The organism is Desulfobacula toluolica Tol2 (genome assembly GCF_000307105.1).
GTDB classification, from domain to species: domain Bacteria; phylum Desulfobacterota; class Desulfobacteria; order Desulfobacterales; family Desulfobacteraceae; genus Desulfobacula; species Desulfobacula toluolica.
Map to the genome: position 1 here is coordinate 4,181,393 of NC_018645.1, position 20,385 is coordinate 4,201,777.

At 39.5% G+C, this 20,385-nt stretch carries 19 protein-coding genes; 4 read left to right on the forward strand and 15 right to left on the reverse strand.

What is annotated here, in order from left to right; genetic code table 11:
- Positions 1-124 precede the first annotated feature (124 nt).
- From TOL2_RS19095 to TOL2_RS19160, 14 genes are all read right to left on the reverse strand, one after another.
- The gene (locus tag TOL2_RS19095) at positions 125-760 is read right to left on the reverse strand and encodes a MotE family protein (RefSeq protein ID WP_014958926.1); all 636 of its coding nucleotides are present in this window, start codon (positions 758-760) and stop codon (positions 125-127) included.
- Entirely contained in the window at positions 747-1,205 is a 459-nt protein-coding gene (locus TOL2_RS19100; protein WP_014958927.1) for a flagellar export protein FliJ, read from the reverse strand. Before TOL2_RS19100 ends, TOL2_RS19095 begins: the two co-directional genes overlap by 14 nt.
- A gap of 23 nt (positions 1,206-1,228) precedes the next feature.
- On the reverse strand, positions 1,229-2,563 hold the full coding sequence (locus TOL2_RS19105; RefSeq protein ID WP_014958928.1) for a FliI/YscN family ATPase: 1,335 nt from the start codon (positions 2,561-2,563) through the stop codon (positions 1,229-1,231).
- Complete coding sequence (locus TOL2_RS19110; protein WP_041279627.1) at positions 2,560-3,540, reverse strand: FliH/SctL family protein; 981 nt, start codon at positions 3,538-3,540, stop codon at positions 2,560-2,562. Before TOL2_RS19110 ends, TOL2_RS19105 begins: the two co-directional genes overlap by 4 nt.
- A complete protein-coding gene (gene fliG, locus TOL2_RS19115) occupies positions 3,527-4,555 on the reverse strand; it encodes a flagellar motor switch protein FliG (protein ID WP_014958930.1) in 1,029 nt (342 codons plus the stop codon). The genes TOL2_RS19110 and fliG overlap by 14 nt, the downstream gene beginning before the upstream one ends.
- A gap of 2 nt (positions 4,556-4,557) precedes the next feature.
- A complete protein-coding gene (gene fliF, locus TOL2_RS19120; RefSeq protein WP_014958931.1) occupies positions 4,558-6,273 on the reverse strand; it encodes a flagellar basal-body MS-ring/collar protein FliF in 1,716 nt (571 codons plus the stop codon).
- Positions 6,274-6,357: 84 nt separating this feature from the next.
- Positions 6,358-6,651, reverse strand: coding sequence for a flagellar hook-basal body complex protein FliE (gene fliE, locus TOL2_RS19125; RefSeq protein ID WP_014958932.1), 294 nt, complete (start codon positions 6,649-6,651; stop codon positions 6,358-6,360).
- Positions 6,652-6,665: 14 nt separating this feature from the next.
- A complete protein-coding gene (flgC, locus tag TOL2_RS19130) occupies positions 6,666-7,163 on the reverse strand; it encodes a flagellar basal body rod protein FlgC (RefSeq protein ID WP_014958933.1) in 498 nt (165 codons plus the stop codon).
- A gap of 3 nt (positions 7,164-7,166) precedes the next feature.
- Positions 7,167-7,580 (reverse strand): flagellar basal body rod protein FlgB, encoded by a 414-nt coding sequence (gene flgB, locus TOL2_RS19135; RefSeq protein ID WP_041279628.1) that lies wholly within the window; start codon positions 7,578-7,580, stop codon positions 7,167-7,169.
- A 165-nt stretch (positions 7,581-7,745) separates the two neighbouring features.
- Positions 7,746-9,113, reverse strand: coding sequence for a sigma-54-dependent transcriptional regulator (locus TOL2_RS19140; RefSeq protein ID WP_014958935.1), 1,368 nt, complete (start codon positions 9,111-9,113; stop codon positions 7,746-7,748).
- A gap of 23 nt (positions 9,114-9,136) precedes the next feature.
- Complete coding sequence (locus tag TOL2_RS19145; RefSeq protein ID WP_158406144.1) at positions 9,137-11,584, reverse strand: tetratricopeptide repeat protein; 2,448 nt, start codon at positions 11,582-11,584, stop codon at positions 9,137-9,139.
- A 350-nt stretch (positions 11,585-11,934) separates the two neighbouring features.
- On the reverse strand, positions 11,935-12,966 hold the full coding sequence (locus TOL2_RS19150) for a sigma-54 interaction domain-containing protein (RefSeq protein WP_051012592.1): 1,032 nt from the start codon (positions 12,964-12,966) through the stop codon (positions 11,935-11,937).
- A gap of 29 nt (positions 12,967-12,995) precedes the next feature.
- Positions 12,996-13,349 (reverse strand): response regulator, encoded by a 354-nt coding sequence (locus TOL2_RS19155; RefSeq protein WP_269764184.1) that lies wholly within the window; start codon positions 13,347-13,349, stop codon positions 12,996-12,998.
- Between the two features lie 262 nt (positions 13,350-13,611).
- Positions 13,612-15,144: an HD domain-containing phosphohydrolase gene (locus TOL2_RS19160; protein WP_014958939.1), complete on the reverse strand. Its 1,533-nt coding sequence runs from the start codon at positions 15,142-15,144 to the stop codon at positions 13,612-13,614.
- Between the two features lie 239 nt (positions 15,145-15,383).
- Here TOL2_RS19160 and TOL2_RS19165 point away from each other — a divergent pair, with 239 nt between their 5' ends.
- The 3 genes from TOL2_RS19165 to cutA all read left to right on the forward strand — a co-directional run bounded on the left by TOL2_RS19165 (position 15,384) and on the right by cutA (position 17,563).
- Positions 15,384-15,845: an Lrp/AsnC family transcriptional regulator gene (locus tag TOL2_RS19165; protein WP_014958940.1), complete on the forward strand. Its 462-nt coding sequence runs from the start codon at positions 15,384-15,386 to the stop codon at positions 15,843-15,845.
- 14 nt (positions 15,846-15,859) lie between these two features.
- Complete coding sequence (gene lysA / locus TOL2_RS19170) at positions 15,860-17,158, forward strand: diaminopimelate decarboxylase (RefSeq protein WP_014958941.1); 1,299 nt, start codon at positions 15,860-15,862, stop codon at positions 17,156-17,158.
- Positions 17,159-17,248: 90 nt separating this feature from the next.
- Entirely contained in the window at positions 17,249-17,563 is a 315-nt protein-coding gene (cutA, locus tag TOL2_RS19175; protein ID WP_014958942.1) for a divalent-cation tolerance protein CutA, read from the forward strand.
- Positions 17,564-17,630: 67 nt separating this feature from the next.
- On the opposite strand, the gene TOL2_RS19180 is transcribed toward cutA, so the two are convergent.
- Positions 17,631-18,113 (reverse strand): flavodoxin family protein, encoded by a 483-nt coding sequence (locus tag TOL2_RS19180; RefSeq protein WP_014958943.1) that lies wholly within the window; start codon positions 18,111-18,113, stop codon positions 17,631-17,633.
- Positions 18,114-18,505: 392 nt separating this feature from the next.
- Between TOL2_RS19180 and TOL2_RS19185 the strand changes: the two genes are divergently transcribed.
- Complete coding sequence (locus tag TOL2_RS19185) at positions 18,506-20,377, forward strand: GNAT family N-acetyltransferase (RefSeq protein WP_014958944.1); 1,872 nt, start codon at positions 18,506-18,508, stop codon at positions 20,375-20,377.
- Positions 20,378-20,385 lie beyond the last annotated feature (8 nt).

Here is a 20,385-nt window from a genome sequence, read left to right on the forward strand (position 1 = left end):
TTAAGTATCAGGTTGTTTTATATTTTTTTGGGAAGTTATTTCCCAACTATGCAAACTTCATGGGAAAATATTACCGGATGATAAAAAAAAGTGGAGATGGGGAGAGAAAATTGCCTGTTTTTTGCTACTTTCTTTTAAAGGCAAGACGTTCGCTGATTTTAGCTGCTTTTTCACTGTCCACAAAAGTCAAAATTTGTGAAGCAGATGCTTCTCGCATTCTCAAAAATATTTCCTGAGCAACTTCAAGATTCATTTTATCAACAATCTGGGCGGCATTTTTCGGTTTCATGCCGGCATACATTTTGACAAGCCTTCCGATCTTGGCCTCATAAGCAGCTTCTTTTTCCAGATTTTTCTGAGTTTTCTTTTTTGTAAGAAGCGCCATATCCGCTTCGATCTGCTGCTTTAATTTTTTTAAACTTTCAAGTTTCTCATCAATCTGCTCTTCATATAATTCAAGTTCTTTTTTCTCTTGCAATTGTATTTTTTGCTGTTTTTCAATCCTTGTTTTTTTTTCTTCAAGACCTCGCAAAACAACTTTTGCAGGATCAGGACACTCCGGGCATTCAGGACACGGCTTTTTTTCAACTGCATCATCACCCGTTTGAGGCATATCATTTTGTTTTTGGTTATCATCTGCAGCAAAGGCATCACTTCCACTTACAATAGAAAAAATATTTTGGGTATAAAAAGCACTGAACACAAAAGAAAACAACAAATAAATAGTAATAAAAACCACACCCTTTTTATATTGTTTCATTGGATAATTTCCTTGCCGTTTTTATGGATGAAATCTCATCTAATTCCTTTTGTTCTATTGTTAAAACTTCCTGAGTATATTCATGTTTCAGTTTTTCCCGGTAAAGTTCCATTGCCTTTTTATCAACACTTCTTTTTTTTAACTCTAATAATTTTTCTTGAAGAATCTTCTGTAATTCAATTTTTCTTGATTTTTCATCTTCAATACTGTTTTCCACTGCATTCAGGTATTGATTATGCAGCCTGAATTCAAAAGCATTTACCCCGTTTGCCACAATATCTTCAATTTTTTCAACTTTTTGATCATAGGTCTGTTTTAAATAAACGATTTGTTTTGCACAATTTTCAACATCCATGCTTGCTTTTGCTGTATTTTGCCGGGCAACCTGTTCCAGATATTTTCTATAATTGAGCAATGGCTGTAATTTGAATTCAAATCGTTTCATTGGCTATTCTTAATTAATTACTATTATTTTATTCCCACGGCTTTTTTTAAACCGTTTACACTGGACGGCATGTCTACTTTCCTGGTCATGTCCTGCCTTAAAAATTGAATAATCCCCGGCATCAAGCGTTTTGCCTCATCAATATCAGGGTCAGACCCATCCACATAGGCACCAATGGTAATCATATCTTCCGCACTCCTGTAGGATGATAAAACATTGACCGCCTTATCCCTTACAACCACATGATCTTTTCGGCTGACATCCCTCATGACCCTTGAAACACTGGCAAGAACATCAATGGCCGGATAATGTCCCCGGTTGGCAAGATCCCTGGACAAGACGATATGGCCGTCAACAATGGATCGAACCGTATCCCCAACCGGATCATTTAAATCATCACCCTCAACCAGAACCGTATAAATTCCTGTAATTGATCCCCCGTTTTTAATATTCCCAGCCCGTTCGAGCAGGATCGGAATCTGCACAAAAAATGACGGGGTATACCCCTTGGATGTCGGAGGTTCGCCTGCAGCCAGCCCCACATCTCTTGAAGACATGGCATAACGTGTGATGGAATCCACCATCAACAATACATTTTTACCCCGGTCCCTGAAATATTCAGCAATGGTGGTGGCAAGATAAGCACCCCTCATCCTTACCAGGGGAGGAGAATCAGAGGTTGCCGCAACCACGACAGCTCTTTTTATCCCTTCTTGTCCCAATGTATCCTCAATAAAATCTTTCACTTCCCTGCCCCGCTCACCGATCAAACCAATAACGATCACATCCGCACTGGTATGCTTGGTCATCATTCCCATTAAAACACTTTTACCCACCCCGGAACCTGCCATGATAGCTACCCGTTGACCTTTACCAAGCGTGATCATACTGTTGATTGCCGCTACCCCCACATCCAGAGGTTCTTTAATCTGTTCTCTTTCCAGAGGGCTTATGGGTTTTCCATACAAGCCATATTCCTGAGTGTACTTGATCTCTCCTTTACCGTCTATGGGGATTCCCATGCCATCGACCACTCTTCCCAGCAGTTGATCTGAAACACCCACAACCGAAGATGCTGAAATGGGAATGATCCTGCTGCCAAGACTGATTCCCCGAATATCTCCATAAGGCATAAACAAGGCTTTTTCCTTTTTAAATCCAACAACCTCAGCTTTTACTTCCAGGCCATTAGAATTAACAATACTGCACAAAGCCCCAATGCCCAATCCCAGGCTGTCCCCTTCCGCAATAAGACCGATAACCTGGGAAACCTTTCCCTCCGGCCGTATCGTGACGCATTGATCCAAAGCCTTCATGTATTTATGAAAATCAATTTTGTTTAAATGTTCCAAGGTCATTTCGTACCTGCGGTTTTAAATGCGTCAAAAATAGAATCAAGCCTTGATTCAAGATCTGTTGAAACAAAACCCGTATTTGTTTCAATTTTACAGCCGCCCCTTTTAATGGTGGGATCTGATCTTATGGACACGCTGTTTAACGAATCAATCTGCTCAAAAAATTCATCCTTGATCATTTCAATATAGTCATAATCTTCCAGGGACACGCTTAACACAACTTCCTCGGGCTGGACAAGAGTTTTTAATGTGTCCATTATCAGGGGCTTTATCATTTCGTCATCAATTTCCAGCCGGGCCATAATAGCTTTTTGGGCAATCTGTTGAATAAGCGCAATAATTTTTTCTTCATACTTTTCAACCAGCAGATCCAATGTCTGATCTGCTGTTTTCAAGGATGCTTCCAAAGCATTTAAAATTTCAACAGCTTTTTCCCGGATTTCTTGTTTCCCTTTAACTTCACCTTCTTTAAACCCTTTTTCAACTCCATGCTTATGGCCTTTTTCACTTCCTTGAGCTTCTCCTTGTTCAAATCCCTCGGCCTCGCCCTTTTTAAAACCATCTTCATACCCCTGTTTTTGCCCCTGCAGCATGCCCTGTTCCAACCCTTTTTCAAACCCCTGTCTATATCCTTTTTCATCAGATGTTTCCACAGGCTCAGAGGGTTCTTTCTCTTTCTCTGATAAGGGGTGCTGTTCCTGATCATCCATCTCGTTATTGGTCGCCTCTTTTTCAAGACGATCATCTTTTTTTTTAATCAAAGGGTTGAAAAAGATGTCGTCCCGTTCCTTTTCAGCATCATAAATCACTTTAAATTCAAAAACTTCATCTTCCAACTTTGGCTTTTCAAACAGCATCTTGAAACGATTAAAATCCGGATCCGACTCATCTGGTTTACTGGAATGTTCTTGATCAAAACGTTCCAGAGAGTTCAAAGTCATGGGCGAAAACTGATCACTCTTTTTATCAGACAAGGACATCGTCTTTTCCTTTACCCAGCGTTATGGTGCCGTCAGCTTCAAGCTCCTTGGCAGAACGAACAACTGCCTGTTGGGCTTCTTCCACTTCTGCCAGACGAACAGGCCCCATGGACTCAAGATCATCTTTGAGCATTTCACCAGCCCTCTGGGAAAGATTGGAAAAAATCTTTTCTTTCATTTCATCTGTTGCGGTCTTAAGAGCATATGTCAACTGCTGGCCCTCAACCTTTTTGAGGATCTCTCGCATTGCAGAATCATCAATCGTTGTCAAATCTTCAAACACAAACATCAAGTTACGAATATCATTGGCCATTTCCGGATTATCCTCTTCGACAAAACTCATGACCACATCTTCTGTTGATTTGTCCACTCCATTGATAATATCAACCAGCACCTGCAATCCGCCTGCTTTTCCACCAGGCCCCAAAGCACCGGAAAGTTCAAGTCTCAAGGCCTTGTCAACATCCCTGACAACATCTTCTGAAATCTGACCGAGTCTTGCAATTCTCACGGCCACATCCCCTTTTAACTCTTCGGGAAGAGCCATCATGATGTCCGATGATATTTCAGACGGCATGTGGGCAAGTATCATTGCAATGGTTTGAGGATGTTCACCTTCCACATAACCGGCAAGGGTTCCCACATTGACATTCCGGCTCCAGATAAACGGCTTGTCCTGTTTTTTCTTCTCAAGATCTTCAAGAAGGGCATCTGCTTTACCGCCTTTTAATGTTCTGTTAACCACATTTTTTATAAAAGAATCGCTTTCAATGATCATTCTTGATTCGCCTTCAAAGCTCTCAACAAACTCAATTGAAACTGCTTTTAACATTTCCGAAGAAATCTGATCAATTGAAGACATTTCAAAAGCAAGTTCACCTATTTCCCTCTCACTCATTCTTTCAAATACTTTGGCCGTATATTCCTCTCCCATAGCCATCAGAAAAATAGCTGCTTTTCGAGTACCGGACAGGCTTTTGGGATCAAAACTTTCAGAGTCTAAAGCATCAGCCATAATTAGTCCTCTTCTTTATTTTTTTCGATCATCCAACCCTTAAGAATATTAACTGTTTTGTCAAAATCTTTTTGGGCATAATATCTTGCTTTTTCATCAATCGGCATATTACTCAGATAAACAGCCCGTTCTGAGGAGCTCATTTCTTTGAGAAACGTTTCTTTCTGCTCTGCGGTCATCAGATTAATGTATTCTTTTTGCTGAGCGCTATCCATTTCAATGAATTCAAGCTCTTTTTCCTCATCGTCCGCAATCAGGGCCAAATCTTCCGGTCCGGGCAAAGCTTCCTGTTCAACCGTTGTCTTGATCTCCTTCACGGTTTTTATGATGGGACGAATAACAAAAAGGAACAACAACACTACCAGGAGCAGGTTTGCAATAGTTCGGCCATACTCTTTTTGAACCATTTTAAATCCGCTCATCATCGGCTCTGATTCAATTTCAGCAATAGAGGCAAACGGAAAACATTCCATTGATACCTGGTCACTTCTCTGTTCATTATACCCCATGGATTTAATAACAATATCTTGAAACTGCTTCATTTCTTCAGGCGATCTTGGCAAATATACTTTTTGTTTATTGCCGCTTTCATCGGTTTTGTATTCATATTTTCCATCAATAACCGCAGCAACTGAAAGACGGGTTAAAACAGCCATGGGCTTTCTGGTCTCCCTGACCCGCTTGCTTATTTCATAATTAAATGTATCATCCCTTTTATTGACCAGCTCATTGTTCTGTTCTCCTGCAAGGTCTTGGGTCCCGACAATGGGATTTACACTGGACGGCGTCGGGGTTTCTTCTGAAGTTGTCGTGACTTTTTCTGCACGATTTTTACGACTCCTGATAAATTCGCCACCCCGTTCAAACGGATCATAAATCTCTTCATTCATATCATTTTCTGAAAAATCCATTTCAGAGGTGACCCTTACAATAGCCTTATCCTTGCCAACGATCCTTTCAAGCATGGTCTGGATTCTTCGGGTCAGATTTTCTTCAAACCTGACTTTATATTGATATTGAGCATCCGCCATATTACGGGCAGTTATCTTGGCTTGTTCCTCTTCGGATTTGCCCTCAAACAAAATTCTGCCTGCCGTATCAACAATGGTGACAAGTTTTGGTGTTAAATCCTGAATGGAGCTTGCCACCAAATGGGCAATGGCTGTAACTTTCTCTTTTTCAAGATCCGAATTAAGCTCCAGTAAAATGGATGCGGACGGTTTTTTCACTTCTTCCACAAACACAGACTCTTTGGGCAGTACAATCATTACACGGGCCGTCTTAACTTCATCAAAGGCGCTTATGGTTCTTGCAAGTTCGCCTTGAATGGCCCTTTTTTTATTGATCTTCTGAACAAACTCGGTAGTGCCGAACTCCGTCTTGTCAAATATCTCAAACCCGACCCCCCCGCCTTTGGGAATCCCCTCTTTTGCCATTGAAAGCCTTACATCATAAACAATGTCTTCCGGCACCATAATGGTTGTTCCATCCCCGGCAAGATGATATGGGGTATTGGATGCCTTGAGCATGTCAACAACAGATGCGGCATCCTCTTTTGTAAGGCCGCTGTAAGCAGTCTTGAACTGGGTCTTGTTTGTCCATATAAACAAGGTGCTAAACCCCGCTACAAGAACCATTGCAAAAACTCCCAAAGCAATTTTCCTGGAAAACGGCATTTCTTTGAATATAGTAATTATTCTTTCAATAACAGGATTCATAACATTGTATCACTCCGTCTGACTGCCAAGGGCAGACTTGACATTGCTCTCTGATTTACCCAACACCTAATACCTATAATAATCTTATACCTGCATCCGCATTATTTCATTATATGCAGCCATGGCCTTATTTCTGACCTGTGCAAGAATTTTCAAGGATGTATCAGCTTTTCCAAGAGCCATCATTCCTTCATGGATTCCCATTTCTCCCTGGATCACTTTTTCAATTGAATCATCCGCGATATGCTGTTTTGAATTCACATCCTTAATAGCCTCTTCCATTCTCCGGGCAAATTCAGGATTTCGCCTGCTGATTCTATCAGGCAGCGGCTCTGTATTTAAAGAAATTTTATTGATACCATCTATCCCGGTCATCATGATCTTCCCCCTGATTATTTACCGATTTCCAGTGCTTTTAAAATCATATCCTTTGTAGCGGACATTGCTGTCGTGCTGGCCTCATAACTTCGCTTGGCCACCAGCATATCTGCAATCTCCGTCAAATGGTCCACATTGGGCATTTTCACATAACCGGTATCAGGATCAGCATCAGGATGGGCCGGATTATGAACCAGCCTGAAATCTTCCTGGGATCGAATAATCCGCTCAACCCTTACACCGCTACCCCGGTTCTGTTGTTTTTCAGAATCAAACTCAATGGGTGACAGCTCTATTCCTGATTTATGTTTTTTATATTGTTTTTTTTCAATAACACTTTTAAAAGAATCAATATCATCACCTTTGAAAACAACCATTTTTCTTCTATACGGGCCACCTTCCCCGGTTCGTGTGGTATCCACATTCGCAAGATTTTCTGAAATTACATTTAATTTGGTTCTATGGGCTGAAAGAGCGGTCCCGCTGATTTTTGAAGCAGTTAAAAGATCCATAAGTTATTTTCCTCCCTCATCAATGGAATAGTGCAATATTTTCATTTTTCTCAATAACATTTCCGTTGTAGTCCGGTATTTAATATTATTCTCCGTAAGATTCATCATTTCCGTATCAATATTCACGGAATCCAAATGATAAATATCCACAGCGTCACTGTTTTCCCCGTTCATGGCAAAGGAAGGGTCGTCATCATCCGTTGACAAATGCATGGGATGGGTTTTATCCAGGAAATCAGGTTCTTTTTCACCCATGGCCCGTTTAAGCGTTGAGTTAAAATCAAGATCCTTGGGTTGATATCCTATGGTATCCATATTGGCGATATTGCCTGCAATCAAATTATGCCGCCGGGCTGATACATCCAGTGCTGTCTCAATCACCTTTGATGTGTGCCCGAAAATTCTTGAATCCGCCATTTTTCCTCTCATCACAAATTAACTAACAATAAAATTACCATATACAAACAAATGTCTGACTTATAACTTAAATTATCATTATGTGTCATTAAGCAATATCCAAGATTCGAATGCAATTTATATGCCTGCACATGGGGATAGATTTAAAACCTTCTCCGTCATCCCTTAATTATTTTCTTTATACTCGTTAAGTTTATTTCGAAGAGTCCTGACACTGATACCCAGAATTTTTGCAGCATGGGTTCTATTACCGTCTGTTTGATCCAGGGTCGTATAAATCATTTTCTGTTCCATTTCTTTTAATGAAACAGGCTGTGTTTCGCAGTCTTGATCCACAAAAGAGTATGAAGCAGGCATTCCACCCGTGGATTCGATCCCTTCAATCATAAGATCCTCAGGCTCTATCAGATCAGAATCCGCAAGAAGAACCGCTCTATGAATAATATTTTCAAGTTCCCGCACATTTCCTGAAAAAGGGTGATCATTCAGGAGGGATACAGCCTGTTTTGTCATTCCTTTGACATCACGGCCGTCAATTTTACAATATTTTTGAACAAAAAATTCGCATAATATCTCAAGATCTCCCCTGCGGTCTCTCAAGGGAGGGATGACCAGGGGAATGGTATTTAATCTATAAAAAAGATCTTCTCTGAACTCACCTTTTTCCACGGCTTTTTTTGCATCCCGATTTGTTGTGGCAATCAGCCGTACATCCACATCAACAGGTTCGATTCCACCCACTCGGTCCACAACTTTTTCCTGAAGAACCCTTAACAATTTTGCCTGAAGGTGAAATTGCATCTCAGTGATTTCATCCAGAAACAAGGTGCCTTTATTCGCCAATTCAAATTTACCTGTTTTTCTTGATATCGCACCTGTAAACGCCCCTTTTTCATGGCCGAAAAGTTCACTTTCCAGAAGATTTTCCGGCAAAGCAGCACAATTTATTGCAACAAAAGGCTGATCCCTCCTGTCACTTTGTTCATGGATAAATTTTGCAAACAACTCTTTTCCAGTACCACTTTCGCCCTGAATGAATACGGAAGCACTTGAATTTGCAACCCGTGCTGCAAGAGCAAGCAGCTTTTGTATCTCTTTGTCTCTTGCAATGATTTTAACCTTTTTCCCGGATGACAATGATGCCCGTTTAGGAATTTTTTTTTGTTTCAATACCGCTAACGCTCTTTTGGCGCTCAACTCAAGCTGTTCCATTTCAACCGGCTTGACCAGATAATCCAGAGCACCAAGTTTCATCAACTGAACGGCATGTTCAACAACAGGCTCTGAGGCAAGCAAAATTATCTGGCATGGAATATGGGCTTCATCAACTTTTTTCAAAAATTCAACAGCAGAAAAACCAGGAGTTGCTACATCTGCAATCACCATGTCTGTTTTCTTTTCAATCACACAAGAAACTGCATCCGATCCATCAGGGGCCGCATCCACCAAAAAACCAAGATCCTCGAAAAACCGGACATATTCCATTCTTTCCTTAGGATTTTCAAGTATGATAAAAATTCTATGTCCCGGCATATTTTTCTTGTTTCCCCGACCGCCTAAGAGTTTTGAAGCATTTGTGCCAACTCCAGCGTATTCAGTCTCTGCTGTGAAAGTTTTGCCCATACAGAATCATATGATGTGACCACCTGCTTGAAAGCCGCTTTGGCTTTTGGGATAATATTTCCCTTTTGATATGCATCTCCAAGCAAAAATCCAAGCGTTGCCCTTTCCCGGTCATTTTCTGAAAAGCTTAATGCTTTCAGATAAGCATCTGCGGATTTTATATATTTTTTAAGCGAACGATATGTTCCGCCCAATTGTTTATAGGCATGGGTTAAAACCTCATAATTTTCACCAGATGCCAAAGCAAGCTCTTTGACTGCTTTTTCACGAAGATTTGAAGTAATGTCCATATCCCCTTTTTTTTCATATACGTTTGAATGCAACATCAAAATTTTACCCTTATCAAGGTGAGTTTTTGAAATTTTGCATGCTTCATTAAAACAGGCTGAAGACAATTTATATTTTTCTTTTGCAAGATAAATGTCTCCTGACCGCAAAAGCGCTTCCACCCGGTGCCTATCTTCCGGAAACCGCTTTGAAAAAGCATCAAACAATTTAAGAGCATCATCATCCCTGCCGGACTCATCCATGGCAACCCCCAGCCCGAAAAGAAGTTCCGGTGATCTTGAAGATCTTTTATATTGTTTGTATGCATTAATCAAATGATTAAATGATTCTTCATATAATTTTGCCTGAAGATATGCAAGCCCAACGCTTAAAGCGATCTGTTTGCTTCCCATTTTATCAATTTTTGTATGTTCAAGCTCGTATCTGTTCAACACCTTTGTATACTCATCTGATTTTAATTGTTTTTCAAACAATGCTTCATAGGCTTTTTGCATCAGCTTAACCGCTTCATACCGCAAGCCTCTGGGATGCGTGGATAACAAATCTTCTATTTCAGTAATGCATTTGTTGTATTCACCATTTGCCTGATAAATTTCTGCCAGACGCATCATTGAGATTCTGGCAAATTTATTTTCAGGAAATTTATTTTTGATCATCGTATATATATCAATTTTTCCCTGATCTTCTTTCAGATACCGGGCAATCCCTATGGAACTTGCAATATACCCTTGGGAATCAGGAAATTTTTCCCTGACCAGCTCATAAACTCTAATGGCCTTTTCATGATTGTTCTCCATACCATAGGTATCACCTATTTTACTCAAAACAAGATCCCGGTCTTCAATTTCAGGAAACAAATTCAATACACGAGTCAGTGTTTGCCTTGCAGTTTTGATCCTGCCAACCTCAAAATCAGCATTCCCGATATGAAGCAACAGTTCATGGGAAGCATACACTTTTCCGGGATTTGATTGAACAACATAATTTAAAACCTCTAATGCATCCAGATATTGCCTCTTCTTGAAAAGAGCTTTTCCATATCCGATACCGGCATCAGGTATATAACTATTTTCCATGGCATCCTCAAAAACCTTTTTATAATAGGTTAATGCTTTATCCTCATACCCTTTCTGGTCATATATATCTGCCAGATTATACAAAATTTCAGCAAGTCCTGAATACTCGGGATAGCCTTGTTTGACGATATTAAAATAACCTTCGGCAACTGAAATATTATTTATTTTTTTTTGAATCATTCCAATGGCAGCATACCCGTATGGAACCAATGAGGAATCAGGATAAGATACCAAAGCATCCTGAAAAAATCTTTGTGCCTTGACCAGTTGGTTAAAATCACCCTTTTTCACACCAAGATAAAATGCATAGGCCTTTAAAAAAGATACCTGTTCAAGACATGTAAAATTTTCCTGGGAAACATATTGATCCAGAACATCTAAAGCCTCCTCATATAAATTCTTTTTTAAAAAAAGAAGACAATTGGCGATCTGTTTTGAATCGCATCCCATCTTTTCAATGAAATGGACAAGGTCACTGATATCCCCGTTATACTTGCCTTTTTCTCTTTTGGATGGAATATGGACAGACCCGGTCAAAATTTTTGCAGGCTTTTTTAATAAGGGTTTAGCGACATCCTTTAATGTTCCGGGCGATGAAGAGGATTGAATGTTTTCTTTTGCTTTTTCTTTTTGAGACAATTGTTGTTTCAAGGCCACAGCAGATTTTACAGCAGATTTTTTTACAACTTTTTTTTGTCTTCCTTGATCATTGTCTTTTTTTTCAAGGTTAATAAAAAAACTCAAATCAGATGTATTAAATCCTGATTTAATATATCCATACGGACGGTAGCCGGTTAAAATAAAAGCCATAACATTGCCTTGCAAATTTTCTATGGCAATATCCTTAATTGAAGACCGACCGTTTCCTTTTATTTTGAATCCTTTTTCCAACTTCACATTTTTAAATGCAACCAGAATCTCTTTTTTTTCAACCTGAATAAGTTTAACCGGGACTTTTTGCGTCACAAAAATTTTCACAGACAAAGGATTGTCTTGTATTTGTACATTCTTAATCATTGCCTGTTTGGCCAATACAGCATACGGCAAAAAAAGCAACACAAGGATAGATATAGCCAAGACCTGCAAAATGTTTAACAATTTATAGATTGATTTGATCATAATCTTTACTCTAGCTTATGGATTCATATCATCTCAAGATATTCTATTATGCGACCATCTCAAGAAACCGCCTCAAAACTGGAAAAGCAATAATCATGCCATTTTTCAAACACCCACACGCATCATAGCAAATGAAATCAAAATATTAAACAAAGACTCACGTTACACTGATTTTACAAAAAGGCTGGTATTGAATTCAGATGGCTGTAAAGCCATGGAAATGTCAAAAAACTGACATGGGACTATAATCAAAAAAATGGTGTCACACGTTCTTGATCAATATTCATCTTTTTTATTCTTTCCACAAGAGTGGTTCTGTTCATTTTCAGAAGGTCTGCAGCCCTTGCTTTTACCCAGCCGGTTTCATTCAAAGCATGCAGTATCAAAGACCTTTGATACTGATCCACAGCTTCATTAAATCCGATCCCGTTATTAAGAACAGATTCTACGGGAACTGATGTGTTGTCAGACGAGGCATTGGCAATATATTCCGGCAAATCATGAAGCTCAATGTTTCTATCCTCAACAAGAACGGATATTCTTTCAATTAGATTTTCAAGTTCCCGGATATTTCCGGGCCAGTCATAGCGAAGCAATGCCTGCTTGGCACTTTGAGAAAAGGTTTTTATCTGATAACCTTTGACCCTTTTGATCAGATTGTTTTGAAAATGATCTGCAAGTGATAGAATATCCTCTTTTCGTTCACGCAATGGAAGAATCTGTATGGGAATAACGTTCAGGCGGTAAAAAAGGTCTTCTCTGAATAATCCTTCTGCAATTGCAGCGGGCAAATCTTTATGTGTTGCTGAAATCACCCTGATGTCCACTTGGATGGTAGATGTCCCCCCAACGCGTTCAAAGCGTCTTTCCTGAATGGCCCTTAATAATTTGACCTGCAGGTCTGGACTCATATCGCCGATTTCATCCAGAAAGATAGTTCCCTGATCTGCAATTTCAAACCGTCCAACCCTTGAACGATGGGCACCTGTGAAAGCCCCTTTTTCATGTCCGAACAGTTCACTTTCAAGCAGTTCGCCCGGAATGGCACCGCAATTGATCACGACCATGGGGCCATCGCGCCTTGAACTGTTTTTATGAATGGCTTTTGCTATCAATTCTTTTCCCGTACCGCTTTCCCCTGTAATCAGTACGGAAGAATCTGATTTGGAAACTTTTCTTGCCGTATCAAGTACTTTTATAAGCCCTTTGCTGACACCGGCTATTCCTAACCGGTCAAATTCCTTTTTTTCAGATTCCCGGTGAAGGTTATTCTCAGGCATACTTTTTGATCCGGACATGGGGACAATTATCATTTTAAAATCTTTTTAAGCTTGTCGGAAATCGCTTCAGCTGTAAACGGTTTAACAACATAATTTGAAACACCTGCCTGAACCGCTTCAATAACATTTTGCTTTTGAGCTTCAGCCGTAACCATTAGAAAAGGAGTTTTCTTATGCCTATCGCTTGCACGAACTTTCTTCAAAAGTTCAAGTCCGGTCATTTTAGGCATATTCCAATCTGATATAATCAAAGCAATACTCTGCTCTTCCAACATATCCCAGGCAGTTGTACCATCATCAGCTTCAACAAGATTCTTAAATCCAAGCTGTTTTAAAATATTTTTAAGAATACGGCGCATGGTAGCAAAATCGTCAACAATCAAAATTTTGATGGATGTATCCATTGCCAGATTTTCCTCCTATATAGATTAAAAACCTCTTTTCCATCTTTCAAAGCACACTTCAAATGATTTTTTCCATGAATTTCAACAAGATCCGGATTGTTTTTACATATCTTGTTCTGGAATACTTACGGTTTTCATTATTACTATTAAAGACTGCCATAGCAGATTTACTCCATGCTTTTTCTTTTCATGCAGTTAATTTTAAAGCAAGGTAGCACATTTTAATACAACGCTCAAGCCATTAAAAATCATCTGGAAATTCCTGATTTGCAACTTTTAGAAACGCCTCAACAACAATTGGATCAAACTGAGTTCCAGAGTTCTCTTTGATAATATCAAGGACTTTGCTTTTTTTCATTTTTTTTCTATACGCCCTGTCAGAAGCCATGGCATCAAATGAATCAGCAACACATAAAATTCTTGCAAGCTTAGGAATTTGTTCTCCTTTTAAACCATCGGGATAGCCTTTTCCGTCAAATCGCTCATGGTGATGCCGAATAATCTTCATTTCCCGATCCCAAAGCCCCAGCTTACTTATAATATCCGCACCAATAACAGGATGTTCCTTGATTTTTTCGTATTCATCATCTGTCAGCCTGCCCGGTTTTAAAAGGATATCATCTCTGATACCTATTTTTCCGATATCGTGAAGACTGCCGGCAAAACTGATAATATCAAGTTCTTCTTCATTACATTGCATTTCTACGGCAATCATATGTGCGTATTTTGCCACTCTTGTCGAATGTTTTCTCGTATACAGATCCCTTACTTCAAGAGCTGTTACAAATGCGTACAATGTTGAAAAAAGGTTATCATAAATATTTTCATACAAGGCAATATTTTCAATAGCAGCAGCTGCCTTCCGGGTAATAAAACTCATATAATAGATATCTTTTTCATTAAAAAAATTATCCGACCGGAATGAAAAGGCACTGGCAATACCGAATATTTTGTCCCGGATTTTCAACGGGGCCAGCATTAATGAATGAACTACATCATCCAGCCGATCATTGTTTCCCGCTTCTGAAATAAGACATGGGTTGTGATCAGTGCTTAAAAAATCAAGAATAAATTCATGGACATTTGTTGAAAAATCTTTTCCAAATAATGAACATACTGTTTCATCTTCAATACCACAATCCGAACTTGCAACAAGTGCAAGAGATTTCTCCTGCTCCGAATACAGATGAAAAAAAACTTTATCCGCTTTTAATTCTTCCACTCCTAAATCAACAACCTTATTAAAGACACCATAACTTGAATCTGTTGAAGAAAAGTCCTCCATCACCCGGTTCAATGTATTAACTTCGTCAATTCTTTCAAGCAGTTCATGATTTAATTTTTTTAACCGTTCCTGCCGTTCAACTTCTTCTTTTAAAATTAAATTTTCGACAAACAGTGCGCGTTCCCGCAAGATTCTTTTGAGGGTTAACTCCATTTGCTCAAGGTTCATCGGCTTAATCAGATAATCAACAACACCATTTTTCAATGTCTGTATGGAATTCTCCAATGACGGGCACCCCGTCATTACAACTACAGGAAGAGTACTCTCGTGAGCCCTGATCTTTTCAGCCAGCTCCAGTCCATCCATCATCGGCATATTAATATCGGTAAAGACACACCCTATTTTTACCCTGTTCAAAACGTCAAGAGCTTCAATCCCATTGCAGGCAGTATAAACCTCGTAGCCCTTTCTCTGAAAATACCCTTCGGTTACCTCAAGAATACCTTCCTCGTCATCAACAATTAAAATTTTGATTGGATCGTCTCTCATCTTTATTACTATCAACCTTATTTTACAAAATAATATAAATTATACTATCGGTCGAATGTATCTGAAACATTTCATTTTATCAACAAAAATCAAAATCCGACATGCTTCCAAGCCAAAAAAAAGAATATAATTCGCCATAACACACACATAAAACATACATATTCTTGACAAATATAAAAAAAGAGAATATTGTGCTTGAAATAATTGATTATTGAAAATAAACTGGGAAAATTGAATAAATGGACAACACAGACCTTCAAATCCTGAAAATTTTACAGAAAAAAGCCAGGATTCCCAATGTGGAAGTCGCCAGAAAAATTGGAATGGCACCATCTGCGGTTTTGGAACGGATCAAGAAGTTAGAAGCCCAGGGCGTGATTGAAGGCTATGAAGTTCGCCTTAACCCTGACATGTTTAATTGCTCAATGATTGCATTTATCCAAATCAAAACGGCAAGTCCGGGACAACTCATTGAAACAGGAGAAAAGCTTTCAAAAATAGAGCAAATCCAGGAGGTACACTACCTGGCCGGACAGGATTGCCTGATGATTAAGGTGCGCGTGTCCGACAATACCGAGCTTGAAACCATTTTAAGAAAAAAAATTTCACATTTAGATGTTGTCAAAGCCACCAAAACGTTTATTGCACTTTCAACTTACAAGGAAAGTGCCAAAATATTGTTACCCGAAACACTCGAATAAGGAATAGTTTTATCATGCCAATGTCAAACTCATATCAACAAAGACTTGCCGGCATTCTACCACAGATTGTAAATACATTTGGAACCCCTTTCCATATTTATGATGAAAAAGGAATCAAAGAAACCTGCAACAACCTGAACACAGCCTTTGAAAAAATTAACGGGTTCAAGGAATTTTTTGCAGTCAAAGCTCTGCCCAACCCGTCAATCATGAAAATCATGCAGGAAATGGGATTTGGATTTGACTGCAGTTCCATACCGGAAATTCAATTGTCCAGGCAGATCGGCAGCTTTAAAGACGATATCATGTTCACCTCGAACAACACCAGCAACATCCAGTTTGAAACAGCCCTGGACAATGGCGGATGTATCCTGAATCTGGATGATATTTCCTTGATTTCAAAATTAGCAAACATTCCCGATCTTATCTGTTTTAGATACAATCCCGGTCCTTTGCGAAAAGGAAATAAAATCATTGGAAATCCAGTGGAAGCTAAATATGGTGTCAGTCATGATCAAATCATGGATGCCTACCACCGCTCCATTCAGCTTGGAATCAAACGGTTCGGAATTCACACCATGCTGGCATCCAATGAACTCAACTATGAATACATGGTTGAAACCACCCGAATGCTGCTGGATATGATCAAACAGATCAGTGAAAAACTCAATATCACCTTTGAATTCATCAATATTGGCGGGGGCTTGGGCATTCCTTATACACCTGATGCAAAACCATTTGACCTTGATGCCATGGCCAGAGAAATCACCATTATTTTTAAAGAATTTAAAACCATCAATGGATGGGCACCCAAACTCTACATGGAAAGCGGCCGATACATCACAGGCCCCCATGGTGTCCTGGTCACATCCGTGATTAACCATAAAAACATTTACAGAAAATATGTGGGAGTGGATGCGTCCATGTCAGCCCTCATGAGACCGGGCATGTATGAAGCCTACCACCACATCCACATTCACGGCAAAGAAGATTCAACCACACTGGAAACAGTTGATGTGGTCGGTGCTTTATGCGAAAACATAGATAAATTTGCCGTTCAACGAGATCTGCCGGCTACGGTTGAAGGCGACATACTGGTTATCCACGACACCGGGGCACACGGACATGCCATGGGTTTCAACTATAACGGCCATTTAAGGCCCAAAGAATTGCTGTTAAAAGAAGATTCAAGTGTTGAACTGATCAGAAGAGCTGAAACCATGGAGGATTATTTTTCAACACTGACTTTTGAACCCAAGGCAGTCACTTTTACTAACAGCCATGGCATATTGAGCAGCAACAACAAAAAATAAAAGAGTTATGATATCAACCGTTATACATTCTTTCGTATCAAAACTCTGAATTTACACTTAAATCTTTATTTAAAAAAGCATAAAAAAATTATGGAATACTGCATTGTCCTGACAACCTGTCCCAATAACAACGAGGCAAAAACACTTGCTTCAAAACTAATTAAAGAAAAACTGGCCGCCTGTGTCCAGCTAAGTTCCATCACAAGTTACTATACCTGGAAAGGAGACATGCATAATGAAACCGAGATCAGACTGATTATCAAAACAAGATCCCGGCTTTATGAAACTATTGAACAATTCATTCAAAAAAATCATAGTTATGACGTGCCTCAAATTGTTCAAATTCCCATTAATGACGGGTCAGACGAATACCTTGACTGGATAGATGAAAACACAACTGATTAGTTAGTGCCTGACCGAAAAAATTTTCAGTTTTCCGGTCAGGCAATAGTTATAAATTTGACAGCATGCACTAATCCGACAGCTTCAGTGCCAGCTGTGCAACTCTTGCCCCTAATTTTTTAGCATTTTCTTTGATTTCATCATCCGGAGTGCCTACACAGGCAACGCCATAATGACCGGTGGCAGACAAAGGATCACCCGTTATAACCATGCCATATATCAAGAATGCCTGAATAATTGACATCATGGTGGTTTCCTTGCCGCCGCTTGGGTCGCCTGATGTGGTGAATGCAGCCCCCACCTTTCCTTCCATTTTTCTGCGGGTGCTGACAAAATTATCAAATACAGCCTTGAGTTGCGCAGCCATGTTACCAAAATAGACCGGCGACCCGGCAATGATCCCGCCAGCTTCAATAAAATCCTCTTTTGTTACCTCATCCGTACTTTTTAATACACCCTGAACCGCCTCGACACTATTAACACCCTCAACAATTTCCCGGGCAAGCTTTTTGGTATTGCCTCCCTTTGAATAATAAAGAACAAGAACTTTCATATACCCTCCTGTTTAAGCCAATTTATATGAAAGTCTCCAAAAAATCCAAACCGTGACTTTCATGTTTTGTTATGGGCACACCAAAAAGCGATGACAGGTCTGCCCGTGGCAGTTATTAGATGCTCAAACCATACCATTTGATGATATCTTTTGACAAGCCTGCAGATGAACCGACAGATGATGAAATCTATAATTTTCAAGCAACTCATACCGAACAAAAAACAGCAATCAATCGTTTTTATTATAAATATCGTGACCCTTAAGGACGGGGTTTCTACGTCGTACTAAAAATTAAAAACAAATCTCTTGTTTTTCCTGTACTTTAATTAAAATTTATTTAATAATTAGCCAATTTAATGAATTATCTTTTTATCCGCAGCAGGAGAAATTGAATGAATCTTAGGGAAACATGCCCGGAAAAAGTACTGAGTGCAGAAGACAGTGTCAAAAAAATTAAAAACGGCTCAAGGGTATTTATCGGCACCGGGTGTGGAGAACCGCAACGATTAATCAAAGCAATGATTGAAGATCTGTCCATACAGGATATTGTCATTTATCAAATGCTTTCTTCCACTCTGTCAAAATATGTCAATGATGACAATTTTCTTTCAAGATTCTCCATCAAACTATTTTTTATTTCCGCATTAATGCGGCAATCCGCATTTGAGGGAAAAATCGACTATATCCCGGTCTATCTGTCACAAATCCCTGAAATTTTTGAAAACCACGAAATAGGCCTTGATGTTGCCCTGATACAGGTCAGCCCGCCGGACCATCATGGATATTGCAGCCTGGGTATTTCAGTTGACATCACCCTTTCCGGAATGAAAAATGCAGATATTGTCATTGCCCAGGTCAATCCTGAGATGCCCAGAACATGGGGAGACAGTATTGTCCACATTGATGAAATCAATTATCTGGTCGAACATACAGAGCCTATACTTGAATCCCTTCCCGGAATCAAAAACCAGGAAGTCATTGAAAGAATTGGCCATTACGTCAATATACTGGTGGATGACGGTGCCACACTTCAAATTGGATTCGGCCACCTGCCGGATGCCGTGGTTTCCTATCTTTCAGACAAAAAAGATCTGGGTATACACACTCAGGTTATCACCAACGGACTTTTACCGCTGTTTAAAAAAAAGGTCATCACCAACAAAAAAAAATCTCTTCTCCCGTACAAGGTTGTTGCATCGCTTTGTATGGGTTCTAAAGAATTATATGATTATGTTGATAACAATCCAATCTTCTATTTTAAATCTTCTGAATTTGTAAATGATCCCAATGTCATTGCCAAAAACGACAATTTCATTTCCATCAGTTCAGCCCTTGAAGTGGACCTGACAGGTCAGGTCTGTACGGATTCAAAAGGATATCTTTTTTACAGCGGCATTGGTGACCAGGTTGATTTTATAAGAGGTTCAGCCATGTCAAAAGGTGGATTTTCCATTATTATCATTCCATCGACAGCTCAAAATGACAAAATTTCAAGAATCGTCCCCCATTTAAGTGAAGGCGCTGGTGTGGCAACAACCAGGGGAGATATTGATATTATCGTCACAGAGTACGGCATAGCTGAAATGAGAAGAAAAAGCATCTATCAACGGGTTATGGAACTTGCCCGGATTGCTCATCCGAAATTCAGAAAAGAACTCATAGAAGAAGCGAAAAAAAGACATTATATATTCCCGGACCAGATTCCCCCGACAACCCAGGATCTTTTGTTTCTGGATCAATACCACTATTCATTGAAACTGACCAATGGCAAAAACATTCTTTTCAGGCCGCTTTTGCCGTCTGATGAATTTGAATCCAGGCATTTTTACTATTCTTTGCAGGATGACTCTATTTATTACCGTTTTTTTAACAAACGCAAAGTGTTTTCAAGAGACATGCTTCAAAAGCAATGGGCAGATGTTGATTATCGAAGAAACATGACCTTCATCGGGCTGATGCAGTTGGGTAAAAGAAAACAGATCGTTGCTATCGGCTCTTATGCGGAAGCAGATGAGAATTCGGCAGAAGTGGCATTTCTTGTGAAAGAAAATCTCCATGGAATGGGAATTTGTTCATACCTCCTTGAAATTCTGGAAACTATTGCAAAAGAAAACAATTATAAACAATTTATTGCAACGGTTCTGGCGGAAAACCGGAAAATGCTCAAAGTTTTCCAGAAAAAGTATCCGTCTGCAAAATTCATAAGAAGCGGCAGCGGTGAAGTGGAAGTTGAAATGTCATTTCAACTTCCTGAAGTTTTATAAATTTTTAT